Origin of the sequence: Methyloversatilis sp. NSM2 (assembly GCF_038066675.1) — a bacterium.
Lineage (GTDB): Bacteria > Pseudomonadota > Gammaproteobacteria > Burkholderiales > Rhodocyclaceae > Methyloversatilis > Methyloversatilis discipulorum_A.
The window spans coordinates 392,233-412,244 of the sequence record NZ_JBBUKV010000001.1 but is presented as its reverse complement, the minus strand read 5'-3'; the positions used below and the strand labels follow the sequence as shown (position 1 = coordinate 412,244).

Below are 20,012 nucleotides of genomic sequence, written 5' to 3'. Positions count from 1 at the left end.
GTGGGGCGGGCGGATCGTGGCCGGTGCATTGTCAACGCAGAGCCCAGCCGCCAGAATCGGGCGGATGAAGATATATCCGATCCCCGCATTTGGCGACAACTATCTTTGGCTCGCCGCCGCAGGTGACCGGGCGCTGGTGGTCGATCCGGGCGATGCCGCCCCGGTGCTGGCCGCACTCGACGAACATTCGCTGCGCCTGGACACCATCCTGATCACCCATCACCACGCCGACCACATCGGCGGCCTCGGCGAACTGAAACGGCGCACCAGCGCCCGCGTGTTCGGCCCGGCCGACGAGCGCATCGAGCACATCGACGAGGTGGTGCGCGAAGGATCGCGCGTCGTCCTGCCCGCGCTCGCGGCCACCTTCGCCGTGCTGGAAGTGCCCGGTCACACGCGCAGCCACATCGCCTACGTCGGCGGCGACCTGCTGTTCTGCGGCGACACGTTGTTCGCCGCCGGCTGTGGGCGGCTGTTCGAGGGCAGCGCGGAACAGATGTGGCACTCGCTGTCGCGGCTTGCCTCGCTGCCGCTGCACACCCGTGTGTACTGCGCGCACGAATACACGCAGGCCAATCTGCGCTTTGCGCTGGCGGTCGAACCGGACAATCAGGCGTTGCTGGCGCGCATCCGCCGCGTGGCGAAGCAGCGCGAGGCCGGTCTGCCAAGCGTGCCGAGCGCTCTGGCTGACGAACTGGCGACCAACCCCTTCCTGCGTGCTCGCGAGCCGGCGGTCATCCGCGCGGCGGAAGCGCGCGCAGGCCGCAGACTGGACAGCCCGGTCGAGGTGTTCGCGGTATTGCGTGAATGGAAGAACGTGTTCTGAAATCGCCGGCCTGCGCGGGCATCAGCCCGCGACGGTCTCGACCTGTCTGAAACCCACGCGATCGCGCCCACCCGACTTCGCCGCGTAGAGCGCGAGGTCGGCTTCGGCGATCAGGTTCTGCGGGCCGCCGGCGCCGTTGCCCGGCATCAGGCTGGCCACGCCGACGCTGATCGTCACGTGGCCCGACGCCGCCGCCGCGTGCGGCAGCTGCAGCGCACGGATCGCGTCGCACAGGCCTTCGGCCACGCTGCGCGCGCCGGACAGATCGGTTTCCGGCAGCACCAGCGCGAATTCCTCGCCACCATAGCGCGCCACCAGATCGCTCGGCCGGCGCGACACCGCCTGCAATGCACTGGCCACCGTCTTCAGACACTCGTCGCCTGCCAGATGGCCGTAGGTGTCGTTGTACTGCTTGAAATGATCGACATCGACCAGCACCAGCGACAGCGGACGCTTGTAGCGCGCCGCACGGCGCCACTCGCGCAGCATCGTTTCGTCGAAATGGCGACGGTTGGAGAGGCCGGTCAGGCCGTCGAGCGAGGTGAGGCGGGTGAGTTCCTGGTTGGCAGCGTCGAGCTTGCGCGTCAGCACCACCAGCGAGTAACGCATCTGCAGGATGCGCTGCATCGCACGCACCTTGGCGGCGAGCACCACTTCGCTGATCGGCTTGAAAAGATAGTCGTCGCCGCCGGCAGTGATGCCCTGCACGAGATCGGTATCGGCCGTGCGCGCGGTCAGGAAGATGATGGGTGTCCATTCGCCCGACTGCTCGATGGCGCGGATGCGGCGCGCGACTTCGTAGCCGTCCATGCCCGGCAGCACCACGTCGAGCAGCACGATGTCCGGATTGTGCTGGCGGAACGCCGCCACACCACTCTCTCCGTCGGTGGCGGCAATAGGCAGTATCCCCATCCGCTCCAGATGCTGGCTGACGACAGCGAGCCCTGTCTGGGAATCTTCGATGACCAGCGCTTTCATGGACACACCCTTTTTTTATTCGCCATCATAACCTTACAAAGCCATAGGACAATACCGACGAACCCCGTCCGCGACGTGCGGTCAATCCGCACTCCTTCAACCCCGCCCCGACAGCAAGGTTTGACGCTGGCCGCTCAGGCTGGCTAGCATTCGGGGTTTGGCTCTTTCGCCGCAATGCCGCATTTCATCGTTTCCCTGCTGCGCCGTTCGCTGCTCGTGCTGGCGGCCGCAACGCTCGCCGGCTGCGCGGCCACGGGCGTCGTGCCCGAAGAACCGGCCGAGCCCCCGGGCGCTTCGGCTGGTGCCCGCACGGTCGAACGCCCGGCAGCACGTCGAACCCCGGAGGCCCCCGCCCGTACCACGCCTGGCATCAAGCCGGGCAAGGCGGAGCCGATTCCCTTTCCGCAACCGACCGAAGTGATCGCCAATGAAGAAGAAGCGATCAGGCCGATCGACCTCACCGTGCCGCCGGACGACCTGTGGGAACGCATCCGCAAGGGTTTCGGCATGGCCGATCTGGACCACCCGCTGGTGGCGGAGCACCAGGCCTGGTACCTGAACCGCCCGGACTACTTCCGGCGGATGACCGAGCGCGGCCGCCGCTACATGTTCCACATCGTCGAGGAAATCGAGAAACGCGGCCTGCCGACCGAACTGGCGCTGCTGCCCATGGTGGAAAGCGCCTACAACCCGGAGGCGCTGTCGGTCGCCAAGGCGTCCGGGCTGTGGCAGTTCATCCCGTCGACCGGCAAGCTCTACGGCCTGGAACAGAACGCGCAGCGCGACGACCGTCGCGACATCGTCGCCTCGACAGCGGCGGCGCTCGAATATCTGCAGCGTATCTACGAAATGCACGGCGACTGGCACCTGGCGCTCGCCTCGTACAACTGGGGTGAAGGCGCGGTCGGTCGCGCGGTCATGCGCAATCAGGCGGCCGGCCTGCCGACCGACTACGCGTCGCTGAACATGCCGAACGAAACGCGGCACTACGTGCCCAAGCTGCAGGCGCTGAAGAACATCATTGCCCAGCCGGAACTGTTCGGCATCGAACTCGATACGGTCGAGAACAAGCCCTACTTCACGCTGGTGGCCGAAGCGCCGACCATGGATCTGGCCACTGCGGCGCGACTGGCCGATGTGCCGGTAGCCGAGATCAAGGCGCTCAACCCGCAGCACAAGCGGCCGGTCATCCGCGCTGGCGAAGGCGGCGCGCAGCTGGTGCTGCCATCGCACGCAGTCGACACCTTCATGTCCAACCTCAGCAACCGTGACGCCGATGCCGCACCGGCAGCCGGTGCGCCGTGGCGCACCTATACGCTGGGTCCGAAGGAAACGCTGGCCACCGTCATCCGCCGCTTCGGGGTGACCGAGTGGCGGCTGCGCCGCTTCAACGGACTGTCACCGACAGTGAAGATCGGTCCGGGCACCACGCTGCTGGTGCCCGACGAGAACAGCAGCCTGTCGCTTGACGGTGCCGGCAACGCCGAAGAGGCGCCGCGTCTGGGCGTGACCAAGCCGAAGTACAAGCGGGTCAAGCGGAATGGGCGCTGGGTGAACGTGCCGATCACGCCGCCATCCGGCAACAAGGCGGTGAAACCGGCAGTGCAGAAGAAAACTGCCGCGCCTGCGGCCAAGAAGAAGGCCGTCATTCCGGTGAAGAAACCTGCGGCAAAGAAGCCGACACCGAAGAAATAGCAGCCCCCAGCTGCGTACGCCCGGCCGCCCGACGCACGCTCAGAGCGCGAAGCCTGCCGACAGCAGCCGCGTCAGTTCGGCCGCGGGCACCGGCTGGCAGCCGGCGGCATTCTGGCCGCACCACAGCGGCGAGAAATCACTGCTTCCGGCCGCTTCGGCGCGCGCACGCAGCGGCGCCATCGCCGCCGTGGCGAGCGGAAACGGAGGCGCGTCGGCGCTGATCGGCCCCAGTTCGCGCATCGCTCGATTGACGATGCCACGCGCCGGTCGCCCGGAAAACACATTGGTCAGCGCGGTGTGACGTGCCGCCTCGCTGCCCAGCGCCGCGCGATGCACGGCCGAGGTCGTCGCCTCGGGACAGCACAGATAGGCGGTACCGACCTGCACCGCACTCGCCCCCAGCGCCATCGCGGCCGCCACGCCCCGGGCGTCGGCAATGCCGCCGGCGGCGATGACGGGGCGCGACACCGCGCGCACCACCTGCGGCAGCAGCGCAAAGGTGCCGAGCTGTTCGCTCAGATCGTCGGACAGGAAATTTCCGCGGTGACCGCCCGCCTCCAGCCCCTGCGCGATGATCGCATCGGCGCCGTGCGCTTCCAGCCAGCGCGCCTCGGCCACCGTGGTGGCGGAGCCCAGCACGCACGCGCCCCAGGCCTTGACCCGCGCCAGCAGATCGGCCGCCGGCAGCCCGAAGTGGAAACTGACGACCGCCGGACGAAAGGCTTCGAGCACATCGGCCATGTCGGCACTGAAAGGCATGCGCCCCGGCCCGGCCGACACTTGCGCCGGATCGACATCGAACTCGGCGTAATACGGCGCAAGCGCAGCGCGCCAGCGAGCCTCGCGCGCCGCGTCCGGCGACGGCTGCACATGACAGAAGAAATTGACGTTGATCGGCCGGTCGGTGAGCGCCTGCAACGCGCTCAGCTGGTCGTGCAAGGCGTCCGCACCCAGCATGGCGGCCGGCAGCGAACCGAGACCGCCTGCGTTCGACACGGCCGCTGCAAGCCGGTGATCCTGCACACCGGCCATCGGCGCCTGGATCAGTGGCAGGCGCAGGCCTGCGATAGCCGGAAATGTCATCGTTTCCTCCTTGCGTCGACCGCGCTCAGTCCGGATACCAGCAGGCCACGGCGTGACGGTCGCCCTCGCCCGCCAGCGGCGGCAGCTCGGTCGAACATCGCGCCTGCGCACGCGGACAGCGCGGGTGAAAGGCACAGCCGGACGGCGGACTGGCCGGCGACGGCAGATCGCCCGCCAGCTTCTGCGGCTGCTGCGCGCCATCGATGCGCGGTACCGCCGACAGCAGCGCCTGCGTGTAGGGATGACGCGGCGCGCGCAGCACGCGATCGACCGGACCGCTCTCGACTATCCGGCCCAGATACATCACCGCGACGTCGTGCGCCAGGTGCTCGACCACCGCGATGTTGTGCGTGATGAACAGATAGGCCAGTCCGAGCTCGCGCTGCAGCCGGCGCAGCAGATTCAGTATCTGCGCCTGCACCGACACATCGAGTGCCGACGTCGGTTCGTCGCACACGATGAGTCGCGGCTGCACCGCGAGCGCGCGCGCGATGGCGATGCGCTGCCGCTGGCCACCGGAGAATTCGTGCGGGTAGCGGTCGGCCATGTCCGGTCGCAGGCCGACCTGTTCGAGCAGTGCGCGCACCGCCTCGTCGCCACCCGCGCGCTTCAGCGCCGACATGCCCTCGGAGATGATTTCGCCGACCCGCATGCGCGGGTTCAGCGAGCCGTACGGGTCCTGGAACACCATCTGCATCTGCGCGCGCAGTTCGCGCAATGCCGCACCCGACGCGGCGCCGACATCCTGACCGCCCAGCGTCACGCTGCCGGCGGTCGGCTCGATCAGTCGCAGCACGGCCTTGCCGGCGGTGGTCTTGCCACAGCCGGATTCGCCGACCAGCGCCAGCGTGCGCCCGGCACGGATATCCAGCGAAACGCCATCGACCGCGCGCACGTGGCCCACCGTGCGCTGCAGGATGCCGCGGCGGATCGGGAAGTGCACCTTCAGCTCGCGCACGCTCAGCAGCGGCTGCGTCTCGCCCGACTGCGCGGCTTCGGCGGCACCCGCGGACGGTGCGACGTGCTGCGCACTGCGGCCCGCCTCGGCCGGGTCGTACAGGTGGCAACGCACCTGCTGCCCGTCGCCCGCCGTCTGCCAGGCCGGCGCCTCATCATGGCAACGGGCCCACGCCTGCGGGCAGCGCTCGGCGAAGCGGCAACCGCGGAAATCGGAGGTCAGCGGCGGCACCGAGCCGCGGATGGTGGCGAGCTCGCCGCGCCGCGCCGTATCGGGCAAGGCGGCGAACAGCAGCTGCGAATACGGGTGCGCAGGCTGCGCGAAGAAGGCTGCGCGCGGCGCGCGTTCGATCAGCTGGCCGGCGTACATGACACCCACCTGCTGCGCCATGCGCGCGACCACGCCGAGGTCGTGCGTGATCAGCAGCAACGCCATCCCCTGTTCGCGTTGCAGCTTCGCCAGCAGATCGAGCACCTGCGCCTGTATCGTCACGTCGAGCGCGGTGGTCGGCTCGTCGGCGATCAGCAGCTTCGGCTCGCCGGCCAGCGCCATCGCGATCATGACGCGCTGCTTCATGCCGCCGGAGAACTGGAAAGGATATTCGTCGAGCCGGCGCGCCGCGTCCGGAATGCCGACCGCGGCCATCAGTTCGAGCGCGCGCGCGCGCGCCGCCGCGCCGCGCAGCCCGCGGTGCAGCGACAGTACCTCGCCAATCTGCTGCATCACGGTGAGCACCGGATTCAGGCTGGTGCCCGGCTCCTGGAAAATCATCGCCATGTCGCGGCCGCGCGCCTCGCGCATGTCGGCCTCGGTCAGCGCCGTCAGTTCGCGGCCGGACAGTCGGACGCTGCCACCGGCGATATAGCCGACGTCGGGCAGCAGCCGCATCAGCGCGTTCGCCGTCATCGACTTGCCGCAGCCGGACTCCCCCAGCAGCGCCATCGTTTCGCCGGCGCGCACGTCGAAGTCGAGCGCATCGACGGCGCGCGCGATGCCGGCCGGCGTGTCGAGTTCGGCAGTGAGGCCGCGCACTTCGAGCAAGGGCATGTTCATGCTGCGGCCCTCTTCAACGTGCGGCGCGCCCGCCACTGGAAGCGCGGATCGAAGGCATCGCGCACCGCGTCAGCGAACAGGTTGGCGGCCAGCACCAGTGCCAGCATCAGCACGAAGGCAGCGGCCAGCGACCACCACACGACCGGCTCGCGCGACAGCTCCAGCCGCGCGGCGTTGATCATCGTGCCGAAGCTGTTCATCGAGCTGTCGACGCCGATGCCGATGTAGGACAGCACCGCCTCCGACAGCACCAGACCAGAGAAATCCATCACCAGCGCGATCAGCACGATGTGCATCAGGTTGGGCAGCACGTGGCGCGCCATGATGCGCGCATCGCTGACACCGAAGGCGCGCGCCGCCTGCACGTAATCGAGTTCGCGCAGCTTCAGCGTCTCGGCGCGCAGCAGGCGGCACAGGCCGGTCCACGAGGTCAGGCCGAGGATGAAGCACAGCGCCAGCAGCCGTGCGTCGGCACGTTCGGCGGCGGTTTCGAACCACTCCGGGTGGGTGTCGATGATCACCTGCATCATCAGCACCATGGCAGCGATCAGCAGCACGCCCGGGATGGAGTTCAGCACCGTGTACAGGTACTGGATCGCGTCGTCCCACCAGCCGCCGCGGAAGCCGGCGATCAGGCCAAGCGCGATCGCCAGCGGCAAGGTCACCAGCGTGGTCAGCGTGCCGATCAGCAGCGCGGTGCGCACCGATTTCAGCGACAGATAGAGCACGTCCTGCCCCACCTTGTCGGTGCCGAACACGTGGTAGCCGTCGGCCCAGGCGGCGATGACGCCGCCGAGCAGACAGAGCACGGCGGCCGTGACGAAAACCGCCCGCCAGGCGATCGGCCGCTCGGACGACAGCTGAGGTCGCCATACCGCGCGACAGGTGTCGGCGTAGCTGCGCCGCTGCGCGAGCGCAAGCAGGCCGACGACGAGGCCGGTGAACGCCGCCCACAGCAAGGCGCCCTTGAGCGCGCCCGACAATGCGCGACTGCGCAGATCGGCCTCATGCTGCGACAGATCGTCGAGGTGGGCGCCGCCGAACAGCAGGCGCGGATAGTCGCGCGTCTGCACGCCGTCGCGCTCCATCGTCTCCTTGGCGAAACCGTGCGTAGCCAGTGGCGCCGAATAGGTCTTTTCCTTGTTCAGCCTGAGGTCGGCGAACAGCGCGTCGAGGGCCGACAGCACTTCCGGCGCGTACTGGATTTCGCTGCTGCCCTGCTGCGCCGGCAGGCGCGGCTGGTAGTGCAGCGAATCGAGCAGGCCGACCGCGACGAATACCGCCAGTACCGTGACCGAGGCAATCGCCGCCGCCGATTCGCCGACCCGCCGCCAGGCGCGTCGCAGGTAGTCCTGACTGCGGCAGTACATGGCCAGCAGCACGGCGCCGGCGACCAGCGCCCACAGCAGGAGGTCGGACCAGAGGAGTACGGGTTTGAAGATCATGCGTCCCCCACCGACAGCCACGCCATCGCGCCGCCCGCCGGGCCGCCCCAAGGGGTGGAGCGGGGGATTCGGCGAGCACTGCTCGCCGCCCGCACAACCGGTCGGCTATGCAAAGCCGACCGCGGCCAAGCGCAGCTCCCTCGGGGGGGTGAAGCCGGGGTTGCGCGGCGCACGGCGCCGCGCCGGCCGAACGGGCCCGCTATGCAAAGCCGGCCCTCCCGAGCGAACGAAGTGAGCGTGGGGGCCGTCATTGCAGTCTCACCCGTGGATCGACCAGCGTGTACGAAATATCGGTCAGCAGCAGGCCGACGATGTAGAGCACCGAGCCGATGAACACCATCGAGCGCACGACCGCGAAGTCCTGGGAGTTGATCGCGTCTATCGTGTAGCTGCCCAGGCCCGGGATGCCGAAGAAGCTCTCCAACAGCAGCGAGCCCATGAACAGCAGCGGGATCACGACGACCACACCGGTCAGGATGGGGATCATCGCGTTCTTCAGCACGTGGCGGAACAGCACGCGCAGCTCCGACAGCCCCTTGGCGCGGGCGGTGCGGACGTAGTCCTTGTTGATCTCTTCTAGAAACAGCGTGCGGTACCAGCGCGCCGACGAACCGATGCCGCCGACCACGCTGATCAGCACCGGCAGTATCAGGAACTTGCCGGCGTCCAGCCCGGGCGCGTAGCCGGAAATCGGCACCAGGTTCCACACCTTGCTGACCAGATACTGGCCGCCGATGATGTAGAACAGGCCGGAGATCGACATCGCCGCGACGCACAGCACGACGCCGCCGACGTCGAGCGCGGTGTTGCGGAAGAACACCAGCAGCAGCGCGAAGCTCACCGTGACGAACAGACCGAGCAGGAAGGTCGGTATCGCGATGGCGAGGCTGGGCCCCATGCGGTTGCCGATCTCCAGCGCGATGTCGCGGCCGTCGTCGGCGCGACCGAAGTCGAACACGAACATGCGCATCGATTTGTCGAACAGTATCGTGTCGGTGGCCTTAGCCAGTCCGGCCGCATCGGCGTTCCACACCAGCGGCCGGTCGTAGCCGCGCTCGGCCTTCCATTTCTCGATCGCCTCCGGCGTCACCCGCTTGGCGCCGAGCTGCATGCGCGCCATGTCGTCCGGCGAATTGACGACGAAGAACAGCACGAAGGTGATCAGGTTCACCCCTATAAGAATCGGGATGGCATAGAGCAGGCGGCGGATGATGTAGGCGATCATGTGCCCGCTCCCACCGCACGCGCCTGTTCCGAGCGCTTCCAGTGGCGCCAGGCGGGCCAAACCAGCGCGAGCAGCAGCGCGGCGAAGGCGAACAGCGGCCAGCGCACCGGACGGTTCCATTCGGCGCGTTTCGCCTCACGCAGCGCCGGATCGATGCGGGTGTACTTCATCGTGTTGTTGGCCACGGTCGATGGTTTGCGGTTGAACACCCAGCTGTGTTCCAGCCCGTAGCTCTTCGGGTGGTAACCCCACACCCAGGGCGCGTCGTGGCGCAGCACTTCGAGCATGCGGTCGAGGATGGCCTGGCGCTCCGGGCCGTTGTCCATCGCCTTCATCCGCTCGAACAGGCGGTCGAATTCGGCGCTCTCGTAATTGGCCGCGTTCTCGCCCTGCACCTTCACCTTGGACTGCGGGCCGTAGAGCAGGAAGAGGAAGTTCTCCGGATCCGGGTAGTCAGCGTTCCAGCCCCAGAAGAAGAGTTGGGCAGCGCCCTTGCGTATCTTGTCCTGGAAGCGGTTGTAGTCGGTGCTGCGCACCACCAGCTGCACGCCCAGCTTGTCGAACTGCTTGGTGAGCCAGTCGATGCGCGCCTTGCTGCCGAGGCCGGTGCCGGTGGTGTCTAGATTGATCACCAGCGGCTCGCCGGTCTTCGCATCGCGCCCGCCCGGCCAGCCCGCTTCGGCCAGCAAGGTCTTCGCCGCCTCGATCGGCTTGCGCCGCGGCTCGCCGTCCACCCAGTTGTACATGAAGGCGTTCATGCCTTCGCGGCCGTCGCGGTAACCGAAGATGCCGGGCGGCAGCGGCGACTGCGCCGGCAGTCCGCGGCCGTTCTGGAAGATGGAAATGAACTCCTCCTGGTCGAGTGCGATGCCGATGGCCTGACGCAGCTTGCGCCCGCGCTCGCCCATGCCGCCGACCACCGGGTCCAGCATGTTGAAGCCCATATACATGGTCGAGGTGGACACCGAGGTCTGCAGCCGTATGCCCTGCGCCTTCATGTCGTCGCTCAGGTTCACCTCGCCGGTCTGGCCGAACTGCACCGCCTGATCGAAGGAATCGGAACTGATGCCGGAGGCGTCGTAATAGCCCTGCAGGAACTTGTTCCAGTACGGAATCTGTTCCTTCTCGCGCGTGAACACGACCTGATCGACCAGCGGCAGACGCTTGCCGCAGTCGGCCAGCAGTCCGGCCTCGCGATCGCCCTCCTCCCCTTCGCAGGGATAGGTTTCGTCGCGGAAGTTCGGATTGCGCGTCAGCACCATGCGCGCGTTCGGGTCGTTCTGGCTCAGCATGTAGGGGCCGGTGCCTATCGGATACCAGTCCAGCGTCAGGTTGCGCTCCGCCATGCCCGGCTGCGCATGGAAGCGGTCGGCTTCCCACGGCACCGGCGCGAAGAAGGGCATGGCCAGCCAGTACAGGAACTGCGGGTACTTGCCCTTGAGTCGTATGCGGTAGGTGTGGCGGTCCACCAGTTCGACCCCGGCGAGCTCGTGCTTGCGCAGATCCAGCCAGCCGCCCGGCGGCAGCGACTTCGCCGCCGCCTTCAGCGTGTCGCCGTATTCCTTCAGGCCGACGATGTAGTCGCTCATCAGCCCGAACACCGGCGAATGCAGGCCCGGGTGCGCCAGGCGCTTGATCTGGTAGATGTAGTCGGCCGCTTCCAGTTCGCGCGTGCCGGTCCGCTCGAAGTCGTACAGCGTGCGCCGCTCTCCGGGGCCGCCCTCGTGATACAGGTAGTTGCCAGCGTCGTCGCGCGCCAGTGCCGGGTGCGGCTGGTAGCGGATGCCCGGCTTGATGCGGATCTCATACACCGACTCGGCGATATCGGCGGCCGGCGCGTCGGCCGGCAGTTCGCGGCCCGATGCGTCGTAGAAGCGCGGCAACGGCATCGCCTCGGCGGTCGCGGTAACCAGTTCGAACGGGCGCTTCAGGTAGTGATACTGCAGCGGTGCTTCGTAGATCTGCGCCGTGAAGGTGATTTCGTTCTCGCTGTACGACTGCACCGGATCGAGGTGCTTCGGCCGGTCGGTAAAAGCGGTGTAGAGGATGTTCTGTCCGCTCTCGGCCGCCGGGTAGGGGTCGTTCCACACCTCGCCGCAGGCCGCCAGCAGCAGCGTCGACGACAAGGCCAGCAGGCGGCGCAGGGAGCGGATCGACAGGCGCGGTCGGGTCATGGGCGCGATTGTAGGCGGCGGCGTTCGCTCTGTGAGCAGGCCGGCGGAAAAAGGTTTCGCACGAACCCGTGGCCGCGATACGGGTCTAGAGTCCATCCTGTGCCCGATCGCGCAACCCTCATCCCGACATTGCAATGGCCGACTGGCGACGCCTCCTGCTGCTTTTTCTGACCACCGTGCTGCTGGCCGCCTGCAGCATGGTGCAGGTCGGCTATAACCAGCTCGACCGGCTGATTGCCTGGCGACTGGACGACTACCTGCCGCTGGACAGCACGCAGCGCGCCGCCGTGCAGCCGGCGCTGACGCGCTGGGTGGACTGGCACTGCAGCAGCCAGCTGCCGGGTTACGCCGGCTGGCTCAGGCAGGTCGATGCCGATCTGCGCGCCGGTGCCGACGTGGCGCGCATCGACGCTCACATCGACACCGTGCTCGGCTTCGCCCGCACCGCCGCCAGCGAAGCCGCGCGCGAAATCGGGCCGCTGGTCGCCGGCGCGAAGCCGGAGCAGATCGCCGCACTGAAGCGCCGCTTCGAACGCAATACCCGCGAATACGTGAAGGACTGGGTCGAACCGTCCGCGGAAGACATCGTGCGCGAGCGCAGCACGCGGCTGCGCGAACGCATCGAGAACTGGATCGGCCGGCTCACGCCGGCACAGCGCGACATCGTCGACCGCTGGGCGCGCGAGGTGCGCAGTCGCAGCGACGACAGTCTGGAAAGCCGGCGCCGCTGGCAGGCTGCGATGGCCGATCTGCTGGCGCGTACCGACCTCGCGCCGGATGCGTTCAGGCGCGAACTCGAGGCCATGTTCGTCGCACCCGAAAGACACTGGACGGCGGGCTACGCCCAGGCCTTCCGCGACAACCGCGCGCGCGCCGCGCAGGCGCTGAGCGAACTGTCGGCTTCGCTGACCGACACGCAGCGCCGGCACCTGCAGCGCGAAGTTTCCAGCTTCGCCGCCGAACTCGATGGCATCACCTGCCGCACGCCGACCACCCAGCAGGCCCGCTCATGACGACCACGCTGACCGACCAAGCCATTCCGCTGTTCCCGCTGGGCACCGTGCTGTTTCCGGACGGCCTGCTGCCGCTGCGCATCTTCGAGGTGCGCTACCTCGACATGATCAAGAAGTGCCACCGCGCCGGCACGCCCTTCGGCGTCGTGTCGCTGATCCAGGGCAACGAAGTGATGCGCGCTGGCGCGCCGGCGCCCGAGCGCTTTCACGCCGTCGGCACGCGAGCGGTGATCACCCACTTCGCGCAACCGCAGCCCGGGCTGTACGAAATATTCACCCGCGGCAGCACGCGCTTTCGCGTCACCGCCAGTACGCAGACGCCGCACGGACTGTGGATGGCCGACGTCGAGGACATTCCGGCCGACCCGCCCTGCGCCGTGCCGCCCGACCTCACCTACGTCGCGGCCGCTCTGGTACGCGTGCTCGACGCGCTGACCGCATCCGAATTCACGCCGTCGGATACACCGAAGCATTTCGACGACGCGGGCTGGGTCGCCAACCGCTGGTGCGAACTACTGCCGCTGCAGCCGGACGACAAACAGCGGCTGATGGAAATGCGCGACCCGCTGCTGCGGCTCGAACTGGTCGGCGACGTGCTCGACCGCAGCAGTTTCGAGGGCTGAGCCCGCAATCGCGGGGAATGACCGTCTTCCGAATACGAGTTGGCGACGTATTCGACCGGACGACACGTGGCCGTCAGGGTCCAGCCGCTGCGGTGAGCGATCTCACGCCGCGCCAACCTGACGGCGCACCCGGCGGAAAAGAACGAGCGTGCCACCCAGCAGCAGCGCCCAGGCATGAGGTTCGGGTACCGGGGTCAGCAGCACCACACGGGTTGCACCATCCGCATCCACCGCGAGCGCGGCAATCTGGTCGGCGTCGTTGATGGCGCGCGCGTCAATGACAGTCAGACCGGAAGCCGGATCGATGAGGTCATTCAGATCGACGCCGTCACCGTCGCGCCATAGCACGGCAAAAGACTGCTCGCCGTTCTTCCAGCCGGAACCCACACTCCACCCGGCCTCGTTGATGTCCTCGACGGCAGCGCTCTCCGCACCGGGCGCCGACAACATATGCACTGAGCCGTCGGCATCGATGCGGAAGCCTGCCGTCAAGCTGCCGTCCTCGTTTGCGACGCCAATTCCGATGACCTGCCCCGCCGCATTGATCCTTCTCGGATCAATGTCATTGAGACGGGGGCCAAGGTCATGGAACGAACCTTCGCTCCATGACAGGATGCGCTCGTCGTCGTAGAAGCCGTCGTCGTCTTCATCCGCCATCGTGGCGCCATGACCAATCACCACGCCGGAATCAGAAACACCGTATGCATGAAACCACGCGTACTGACCGCCGGAATCGAGCGTGGTCACAGAGCCGTCGCGCCCCCACAGCACCTCGACGCGATCACCTGAGCCGGATGTCACGAAACCGACGGCATCGCCGAAGGCGTTTCCTCCCGTGATCCATCCTGAATCGGCACCTGCCGGAAGATCGATGTAACTTGCTACGCCGTCATGCCACACCGCGGGCCTGCTCCCGCCAATGTGGGCGCCGACGTTACCGAACACAGCACCGTTGTCGGCAATACTTACCGCATGGAAACTGCCACCATCTGGTCCGCTCAATGCTGTCTGGCTGCCGTTCGCGAAAAGAACGGAGCGGTGAATCCACGCTCCCGCCACCGGATCGAGCAATGAGAAATCGGCCACGATCTGTCCTGCGGCGCCAAGCGTCAGGTTGGCGTAGTCGTCCGCCATACCCAGCACGTTCACCGAATACGCTGGCGCGGCCTGTGCCAGCGATGTCATCCCGATCCACAAAGTCAAGCACACGGTCTTTCGCAGCATCCTGTTTTCTCCTGTTTGGACTGCCCCTGACGCCGAGTATCAATGATGTCGCAAGGGTATGAAAAGCCTATGACAGGGAATTCGGGTGGAATACCCGCCTCTGGGTGGAGTCGGGACGCTAACAGGCACGGCGCTTTTCGAGCAATCGTGAATTTCTGTTGCAGAGAATCAATACACCTGCACCTGCCACGGCAGCACGCGCCAAGGCAGCATGGGCAACGCACTCAGGGCGAGCAGCACAGCGAACAGCCTCTGCATGCGACGCTCCGGCAACCTGTGAGCGAGCGCAACGCCGGCCGCCACCGTGAACAGGCCGCCCGCGGCCAGCGGCAGCCCCATGCTCCAGTCGACCTTGTGCGCCTGTGCGTAGCTGGCCAGCGCGACGACGGCGCTCGGCGTCACCAGCGCCAGTGCGAGGCTCTGCGCCACCGTCTGCCGCTGGCCGAACAGACGCACGAACAGCGGCGTCGCGACCAGCCCGCCGCCGACGCCGAGCAGACCCATGCTGCTGCCGCCGACCACGCCGACCAGCGGAATCAGCGTGTCGCGCGGCCGCGGTGCAGCGCTCTGTGCCGACGGCGCCGAGCGCCACAGCAGCGACACCGACAGCGCCGCCATGAAGCCACCGAACAGCATGCGCAGCAGGGTCGGGTCCAGCCGCGCCGCGAAATGGGCGGTCACGGCGGTGGTGGCGGTGGCGACGGCGGCAATCGCCAGCACGCGCGAAACAGGCACCGGGTGCCGGCGCTGGTAGCGCCACCAGCCGACGAGCAGATTGGGCACCATCATCACCAGCGCCGTGCCCTGAGCCAGCGCCTGGTCCATGCCGAAGGCGAGCGCCAGCAGCGGAATGGCGATGACACCGCCGCCGATGCCGAACAGGCCGCCAAAGAAACCCAGCGCGGCGCCGAGCGGAAGCGTGATCAGAAGGTCTTGGAAAGCCATCACTGAGCAGGGAGAGATCGATGGCAACCATGCTATTCAAGCCATCCATAACTACAATGATCAGAAATTCAAACGATCATTGCTTTTGAAGTCATCAATGAAAGACGCCGCCGATCTGCTCTTCTTCAGCGCGCTGGCCCGCCAGCCCAGCCTCGCCGCAGCCGCCCAGCAGCTGGGCGTGACGCCGCCCGCGGTGAGCCGGCGGCTGGCGGCGCTGGAAGCGCGGCTCGGTGTGCGCCTGCTCAACCGCACGACGCGCCGGGTCAGCCTGACCGCCGAGGGCGAGCGCTATCTCGAAGAGGGCGAACGCATCCTGCGCGACATCGACGCGCTCGAACGCTCGCTCGCCGCCAGCCGGGCGGTGCCGAGCGGCCTGCTGCGCATCAATGCCACCTTCGGTTTCGGTCGCCGCCATCTGGCGCCAGCGGTGTCCGAGTTCGCGCGGCTCTGGCCCGAAGTCGAGGTCGTGCTGCACCTGACCGACCGCCCGCTCGACCTCGAAAGCCACGGCATGGATCTGGCGATCCGCTTCGGTCCGCCGCCCGACACCCACGTGCATGCGCGGCGCATCGCCCGCAACCGCCGGCTGCTGTGCGCGGCGCCGTCCTATGTGGCCGCGTTCGGCGCACCGGATACGCCACAGGCGCTGCGCGCGCACCGCTGCATCGTCATCCGCGAGAACGACGACGCCTTCAACACCTGGGTACTGTCCGACGGCACGCGCGAAGTGAAGGTGAAGGTGGCCGGACCGCTCGGTACCAACCACGGCGAAATCGCGGTCGACTGGGCGCTGGACGGCCACGGCATCCTGCTGCGCTCGGAATGGGACATCGCACCGCAGCTGCGCGACGGCCAGCTCGTGCGCCTGCTCGAACCCTGGGCCGGCACTGCGGCCGACATCCACGCCATCTGGCCGCCGCACCACCAGCTGTCGGCGCGTGTACGTGCCTTCGTCGACTTCCTTGCCGAGCGCTTCGCCGATTTCCGGCCCGGCGCAGATGAAAGCGTTACCGGCCGGTAACGGTTGCCGTCGGCTGCCGGTGCTAACCTCGCATACGTTGCACATCGAACACCACCACGCCCGCCTTTCGTGACCGTCGCACCGCTCCCCCTGATCGACCAGCTGATCGCCCGCCGCCGCCGCATCCCGGTGACGACGGCGCTCATCGTCGCCAACCTGGCAGTGTTCGCCGCCATGCTGCTGTCCGGTGCCGGGCTGTGGCATTCGGCCAACGGCATCCAGCTCGCCTGGGGCGCCAACTTCGGGCCAGCGACCAAGGACGGCGAATGGTGGCGGCTGGGCAGTGCGCTGTTCCTGCACTTCGGCCTGCTGCACCTGGGCATGAACATGCTGTCGCTGCTCGACGGCGGTCGCCTGGTCGAGCGCATGTTCGGGCCGGTCCGTTTCGTCGCGATCTATTTCGTCAGCGGTCTCACCGGCAACCTGCTGTCGCTGATCGTGCAGGGCGACCGCGCCGTATCGGGCGGCGCATCGGGCGCGATCTTCGGCGTCTATGGCGCGCTGCTCTCCTTCCTGTGGCAGCAGCGCGCCACGCTGGACCGGCGCGAATTCGTACGCCTGTTCTGGGGCGCCTGCCTGTTCGCCGCCGTCACCATCGTGCTCGGGCTGAACATTGCCGGCATCGACAACGGCGCCCACATCGGCGGCTTCGTCGCCGGCCTGCTGGCCGGCGCGGCGCTGGTGCGCCCACTGGACGACAGCGCCGTACTTGGCCGCTACCGCCAGCCGGTGGCCTCGGCCGGGCAATGGCTGGCCGGCCTCGGGCTGGCGCTGATGGTCATCGTGCTGGTGATCGCGATACCGGCGCCGCGTTACCGCTGGAGCGAAGAGGTGATGGCGCGCGACGAAATCCGCGACTTCATCGGCGCCGACCGCCGCATCGCCCACCGCTGGAACACGCTGATCGGCGACGCCCAGCGCAATGGCGCCAGCTTCGACGACCTTGCCGGGCAGATCGAAAGCGAGGTTGCGCAACCCTACCAGCAGAGCTTCGAGGACCTGAGCGAACTGCACCTGAGCCCCGCCGCGCCGTCGGCGGCTACCTTGCGCGAACTGCGCCAGTACGCGGAAGCTCGCCGCGATGCCTCGCGCGCGCTGGTCGAGGGCCTGCGCGCGCACGACATGGACGCCGTGCGCGATGCGCTCGAAGCGGCCAGCCGCGCCGGCGAGCGACCGCCCGCCGCAAGTCGCCCCGCCCCGGCCCGCTGATCATCCGGACCCCGCCGTGCCGCGCCGCTGGATCGCCCACCTCGACATGGACGCCTTCTTCGCGTCGGTCGAACTGCTGCGCTACCCCGAACTGCGCGGCCAGCCCATGGTGGTCGGCGGCGGTGCCCGGCATCAGCCGGAACTGCAGGCCGACGGCACGCGCCGCTTCGCCCGGCTGCGCGACTACGTCGGCCGCGGCGTTGCCACCACCGCCACCTACGAGGCGCGCGCCTTCGGCGTGCATTCGGGCATCGGTCTGATGAAGGCCGCTGCGCTGGCCCCGGACGCCGTGCTGCTGCCGACCGATTTCGACGAATACAAGCGCATGTCGCGGCTGTTCAAGCAGACGGTGCTGGCGCAGGTGCCGGTGATCGAGGACCGCGGCATCGACGAAATCTATTTCGAACTGACCGATCTGCCGGGCGCGCAGGACGCCGTCGGCGACGACCCGCACGGCGGCGTGCGCGCGATCGCGAGCCGCATCCAGCAGGCGGTGAATGCGGCGACCGGCCTCAGCTGCTCGATCGGACTGTCGCCGAACAAGCTGCTGTCCAAGATCTGTTCCGACCTCGAAAAGCCGCGCGGCCTGACGGTCATCACCGAAGCCGACATCGCCACCCGCATCTGGCCGCTGCCGGCCAAGCGCATCAACGGCATCGGCCCCAAGGCGAGCGCGAAGCTCGAATCGCTGGGCATACGCACCATCGGCGAGCTGGCGGCCGCCGAGCCACACTGGCTGATCGAACAGTTCGGCCGCAGCTACGGCGCCTGGCTCGCCGCCGCCGCACGTGGGCAGGACGAGCGCCCGCTCAGCTACAGCCGCGACCCGAAATCGATCAGCCGCGAAACCACCTTCGAACGCGACCTGCACGCGAAACACGACCGCGAGGAACTGGGTGGCATCTTCACATGGCTGTGCGAGCGGCTGGCCGACGACCTCAGACGCAAAGGTGTCGTCGCGAAATCGGTGGGTGTGAAACTGCGGCAGGACGACTTCCGCATCGTCACGCGCGAAATCACGATGGATGCCTACACCGCGGATGCAACGGTGATCCGCCGCCACGCCGGCCTGTGTCTGAAACGGATGCCGCTTGAACGTCGGTTCAGACTGCTCGGCGTACGCGCGGGGCACCTGCTGTCGGCGGAAGATCTCGCTGACGCGCCCACCGGCCACGACGAAGGCCAGCTCGCGCTGCCGTTCTGAGCACGCCCTGCGCAGCGCGGGCCAGGCGCCCATCCGGTCGGAGCAGCCTCAAGCTCGACGCCGTCGCCGCAGTCCGCGGGCTTCGATGCACGCTGCCGTCGGGGTCAAGACCCCTCCCACAGAACCCCGCGCTGGCTCCACCCGCGAATCGGGTGCGATCCCTGTGGGAGCGGCCTTGGCCGCGACAGGGCCTTGGTAGTCCGCAGGCTTCGATGCAGGCTGCTGTCGGGGTCAAGACCCCTCCCACGGAACTTGGTCCTGGCTCGATCCACAGATCTGGCTCAGGTCTCCTGTGGGAGATTCTATGTTCCGCCGCAAGCGTTTTCGTGTTGTTTCGGGACATAGTCGGCCGCGTTCTTCATCAGAGAGAAGGCAACGCGAGCGAGTTTTCTTGCCAGCGCAACCAGCGCCTGGGTGCGGCTGAATCCGCGCTGGAGCATGCGCTGGTAGAACGGCTGCCAGGTCGTGGATCTGCTGGCCGCCATGGCGGCGTTGTAGAGCAGGCGGCGCATCTCCGAGTCACCCTTCTTGCTCAGCGCACGGCGTCAGGTCTTCTTGCCCGAGTCGCGCACGCTGACGTCCATGCCAAGGAAGGCGATGAAGGCGTCCGCACCGCTGAAGGGAGCGCGATGGAACGCCGCGCACAGGCCAGCGGCGGTGAGCGCGCCGACGCCTTCGATCTTCAGGATGCGCCGGTACGGTTCAGTCCATCTGCTCTCGTTGATCAGCGAGGCGATGCGCTGTTCGAACCGTTTGATCAAGGCGGTGAGCCGCGCGAGAGCCACACGCACTTCGCGACCAAAGCCGGGCAGATCTTCCATGCTCTGACGGATGCGACCCAGGCTGCGTACCACGGTTGCGCGACGACGCAGCAGGCTGCGCAGTTCGGTGACCGCGGGCGCCGGGAGCGAGAACGGGCGCAGATCCGTGCCCTCGTGCGCGAGGTAGCGGGCGATCAGGCGTGCGTCGTGCCGATCGGTCTTGGCGCGCTGGCCCACGGTGTCGCGGTACCTGGACAGCTTGAAGCCGTCGATCAGAAACACCTGATGTCCGGCCTTGATGAGCAACTCGACGAGCGTGCAGTGATAGCTGCCGGTCGATTCGCAGGCGATGCGCTGGGCACCTCTCGGCAGCGTGCGCAACCAGCCGCGGATGGCCGCAGCGGTGTTGTCGATGCGCGTCACCTGCGCGCTGGGGTACTCGGCGATGTCCAGCCAATGCTTGGAGATATCGATGCCAAAGCACACTGCCTCGTTCTGACTTGTCACGATGGGGCCCTCCCGACTAAGGTTCAAAAGGCTTGTCGGGATTCACCACAGCACTGGCTTGCAGGGTA

15 protein-coding genes and 1 pseudogene are annotated in these 20,012 nt (G+C 67.6%); 7 read left to right on the top strand and 9 right to left on the bottom strand.

Annotation, left to right across the window (positions count from 1 at the left end; translation table 11 throughout):
- Positions 1–64 precede the first annotated feature (64 nt).
- A complete protein-coding gene (gloB, locus tag WJU27_RS01905; RefSeq protein WP_341420964.1) occupies positions 65–826 on the top strand; it encodes a hydroxyacylglutathione hydrolase in 762 nt (253 codons plus the stop codon).
- A gap of 21 nt (positions 827–847) precedes the next feature.
- Here the strand turns inward: gloB and WJU27_RS01900 are convergent, their stop codons facing one another.
- Positions 848–1,804 (bottom strand): GGDEF domain-containing response regulator, encoded by a 957-nt coding sequence (locus tag WJU27_RS01900; protein WP_043363908.1) that lies wholly within the window; start codon positions 1,802–1,804, stop codon positions 848–850.
- Between the two features lie 174 nt (positions 1,805–1,978).
- Here WJU27_RS01900 and WJU27_RS01895 point away from each other — a divergent pair, with 174 nt between their 5' ends.
- Complete coding sequence (locus tag WJU27_RS01895; protein WP_341420963.1) at positions 1,979–3,499, top strand: transglycosylase SLT domain-containing protein; 1,521 nt, start codon at positions 1,979–1,981, stop codon at positions 3,497–3,499.
- A 39-nt stretch (positions 3,500–3,538) separates the two neighbouring features.
- Here the strand turns inward: WJU27_RS01895 and WJU27_RS01890 are convergent, their stop codons facing one another.
- The 5 genes from WJU27_RS01890 to WJU27_RS01870 form a co-directional block, all read right to left on the bottom strand.
- Complete coding sequence (locus WJU27_RS01890) at positions 3,539–4,582, bottom strand: NAD(P)H-dependent flavin oxidoreductase (RefSeq protein ID WP_341420961.1); 1,044 nt, start codon at positions 4,580–4,582, stop codon at positions 3,539–3,541.
- 25 nt (positions 4,583–4,607) lie between these two features.
- Positions 4,608–6,593 carry an ABC transporter ATP-binding protein gene (locus tag WJU27_RS01885; RefSeq protein ID WP_445928422.1) on the bottom strand — a complete coding sequence of 662 codons (1,986 nt, stop codon included), beginning with the start codon at positions 6,591–6,593 and terminating at the stop codon, positions 4,608–4,610.
- Positions 6,590–8,038 carry an ABC transporter permease gene (locus WJU27_RS01880; RefSeq protein WP_341420959.1) on the bottom strand — a complete coding sequence of 483 codons (1,449 nt, stop codon included), beginning with the start codon at positions 8,036–8,038 and terminating at the stop codon, positions 6,590–6,592. The genes WJU27_RS01885 and WJU27_RS01880 overlap by 4 nt, the downstream gene beginning before the upstream one ends.
- 247 nt (positions 8,039–8,285) lie before the next feature.
- Positions 8,286–9,263, bottom strand: coding sequence for an ABC transporter permease (locus WJU27_RS01875; RefSeq protein WP_341420958.1), 978 nt, complete (start codon positions 9,261–9,263; stop codon positions 8,286–8,288).
- Positions 9,260–11,437 (bottom strand): ABC transporter substrate-binding protein, encoded by a 2,178-nt coding sequence (locus WJU27_RS01870; protein ID WP_341420957.1) that lies wholly within the window; start codon positions 11,435–11,437, stop codon positions 9,260–9,262. The genes WJU27_RS01875 and WJU27_RS01870 overlap by 4 nt, the downstream gene beginning before the upstream one ends.
- 134 nt (positions 11,438–11,571) lie before the next feature.
- Between WJU27_RS01870 and WJU27_RS01865 the strand changes: the two genes are divergently transcribed.
- A complete protein-coding gene (locus WJU27_RS01865) occupies positions 11,572–12,450 on the top strand; it encodes a DUF6279 family lipoprotein (protein WP_341420956.1) in 879 nt (292 codons plus the stop codon).
- Positions 12,447–13,073 carry an LON peptidase substrate-binding domain-containing protein gene (locus WJU27_RS01860; protein ID WP_296812500.1) on the top strand — a complete coding sequence of 209 codons (627 nt, stop codon included), beginning with the start codon at positions 12,447–12,449 and terminating at the stop codon, positions 13,071–13,073. The genes WJU27_RS01865 and WJU27_RS01860 overlap by 4 nt, the downstream gene beginning before the upstream one ends.
- Before the next feature lie 102 nt (positions 13,074–13,175).
- On the opposite strand, the gene WJU27_RS01855 is transcribed toward WJU27_RS01860, so the two are convergent.
- A complete protein-coding gene (locus tag WJU27_RS01855; RefSeq protein WP_341420955.1) occupies positions 13,176–14,297 on the bottom strand; it encodes a hypothetical protein in 1,122 nt (373 codons plus the stop codon).
- Between the two features lie 168 nt (positions 14,298–14,465).
- Entirely contained in the window at positions 14,466–15,242 is a 777-nt protein-coding gene (locus WJU27_RS01850) for a sulfite exporter TauE/SafE family protein (protein ID WP_341420954.1), read from the bottom strand.
- 97 nt (positions 15,243–15,339) lie between these two features.
- Here WJU27_RS01850 and WJU27_RS01845 point away from each other — a divergent pair, with 97 nt between their 5' ends.
- The 3 genes from WJU27_RS01845 to WJU27_RS01835 all read left to right on the top strand — a co-directional run bounded on the left by WJU27_RS01845 (position 15,340) and on the right by WJU27_RS01835 (position 18,676).
- Positions 15,340–16,263, top strand: coding sequence for a LysR family transcriptional regulator (locus WJU27_RS01845; RefSeq protein WP_020165248.1), 924 nt, complete (start codon positions 15,340–15,342; stop codon positions 16,261–16,263).
- A gap of 69 nt (positions 16,264–16,332) precedes the next feature.
- Entirely contained in the window at positions 16,333–17,472 is a 1,140-nt protein-coding gene (locus WJU27_RS01840; protein WP_020165249.1) for a rhomboid family intramembrane serine protease, read from the top strand.
- Between the two features lie 16 nt (positions 17,473–17,488).
- On the top strand, positions 17,489–18,676 hold the full coding sequence (locus WJU27_RS01835; RefSeq protein WP_445928421.1) for a DNA polymerase Y family protein: 1,188 nt from the start codon (positions 17,489–17,491) through the stop codon (positions 18,674–18,676).
- A 302-nt stretch (positions 18,677–18,978) separates the two neighbouring features.
- Here WJU27_RS01835 and WJU27_RS01830 read toward each other — a convergent pair.
- A pseudogene (locus tag WJU27_RS01830) lies at positions 18,979–19,923 on the bottom strand (IS110 family transposase).
- Between the last annotated feature and the right edge of the window lie 89 nt (positions 19,924–20,012).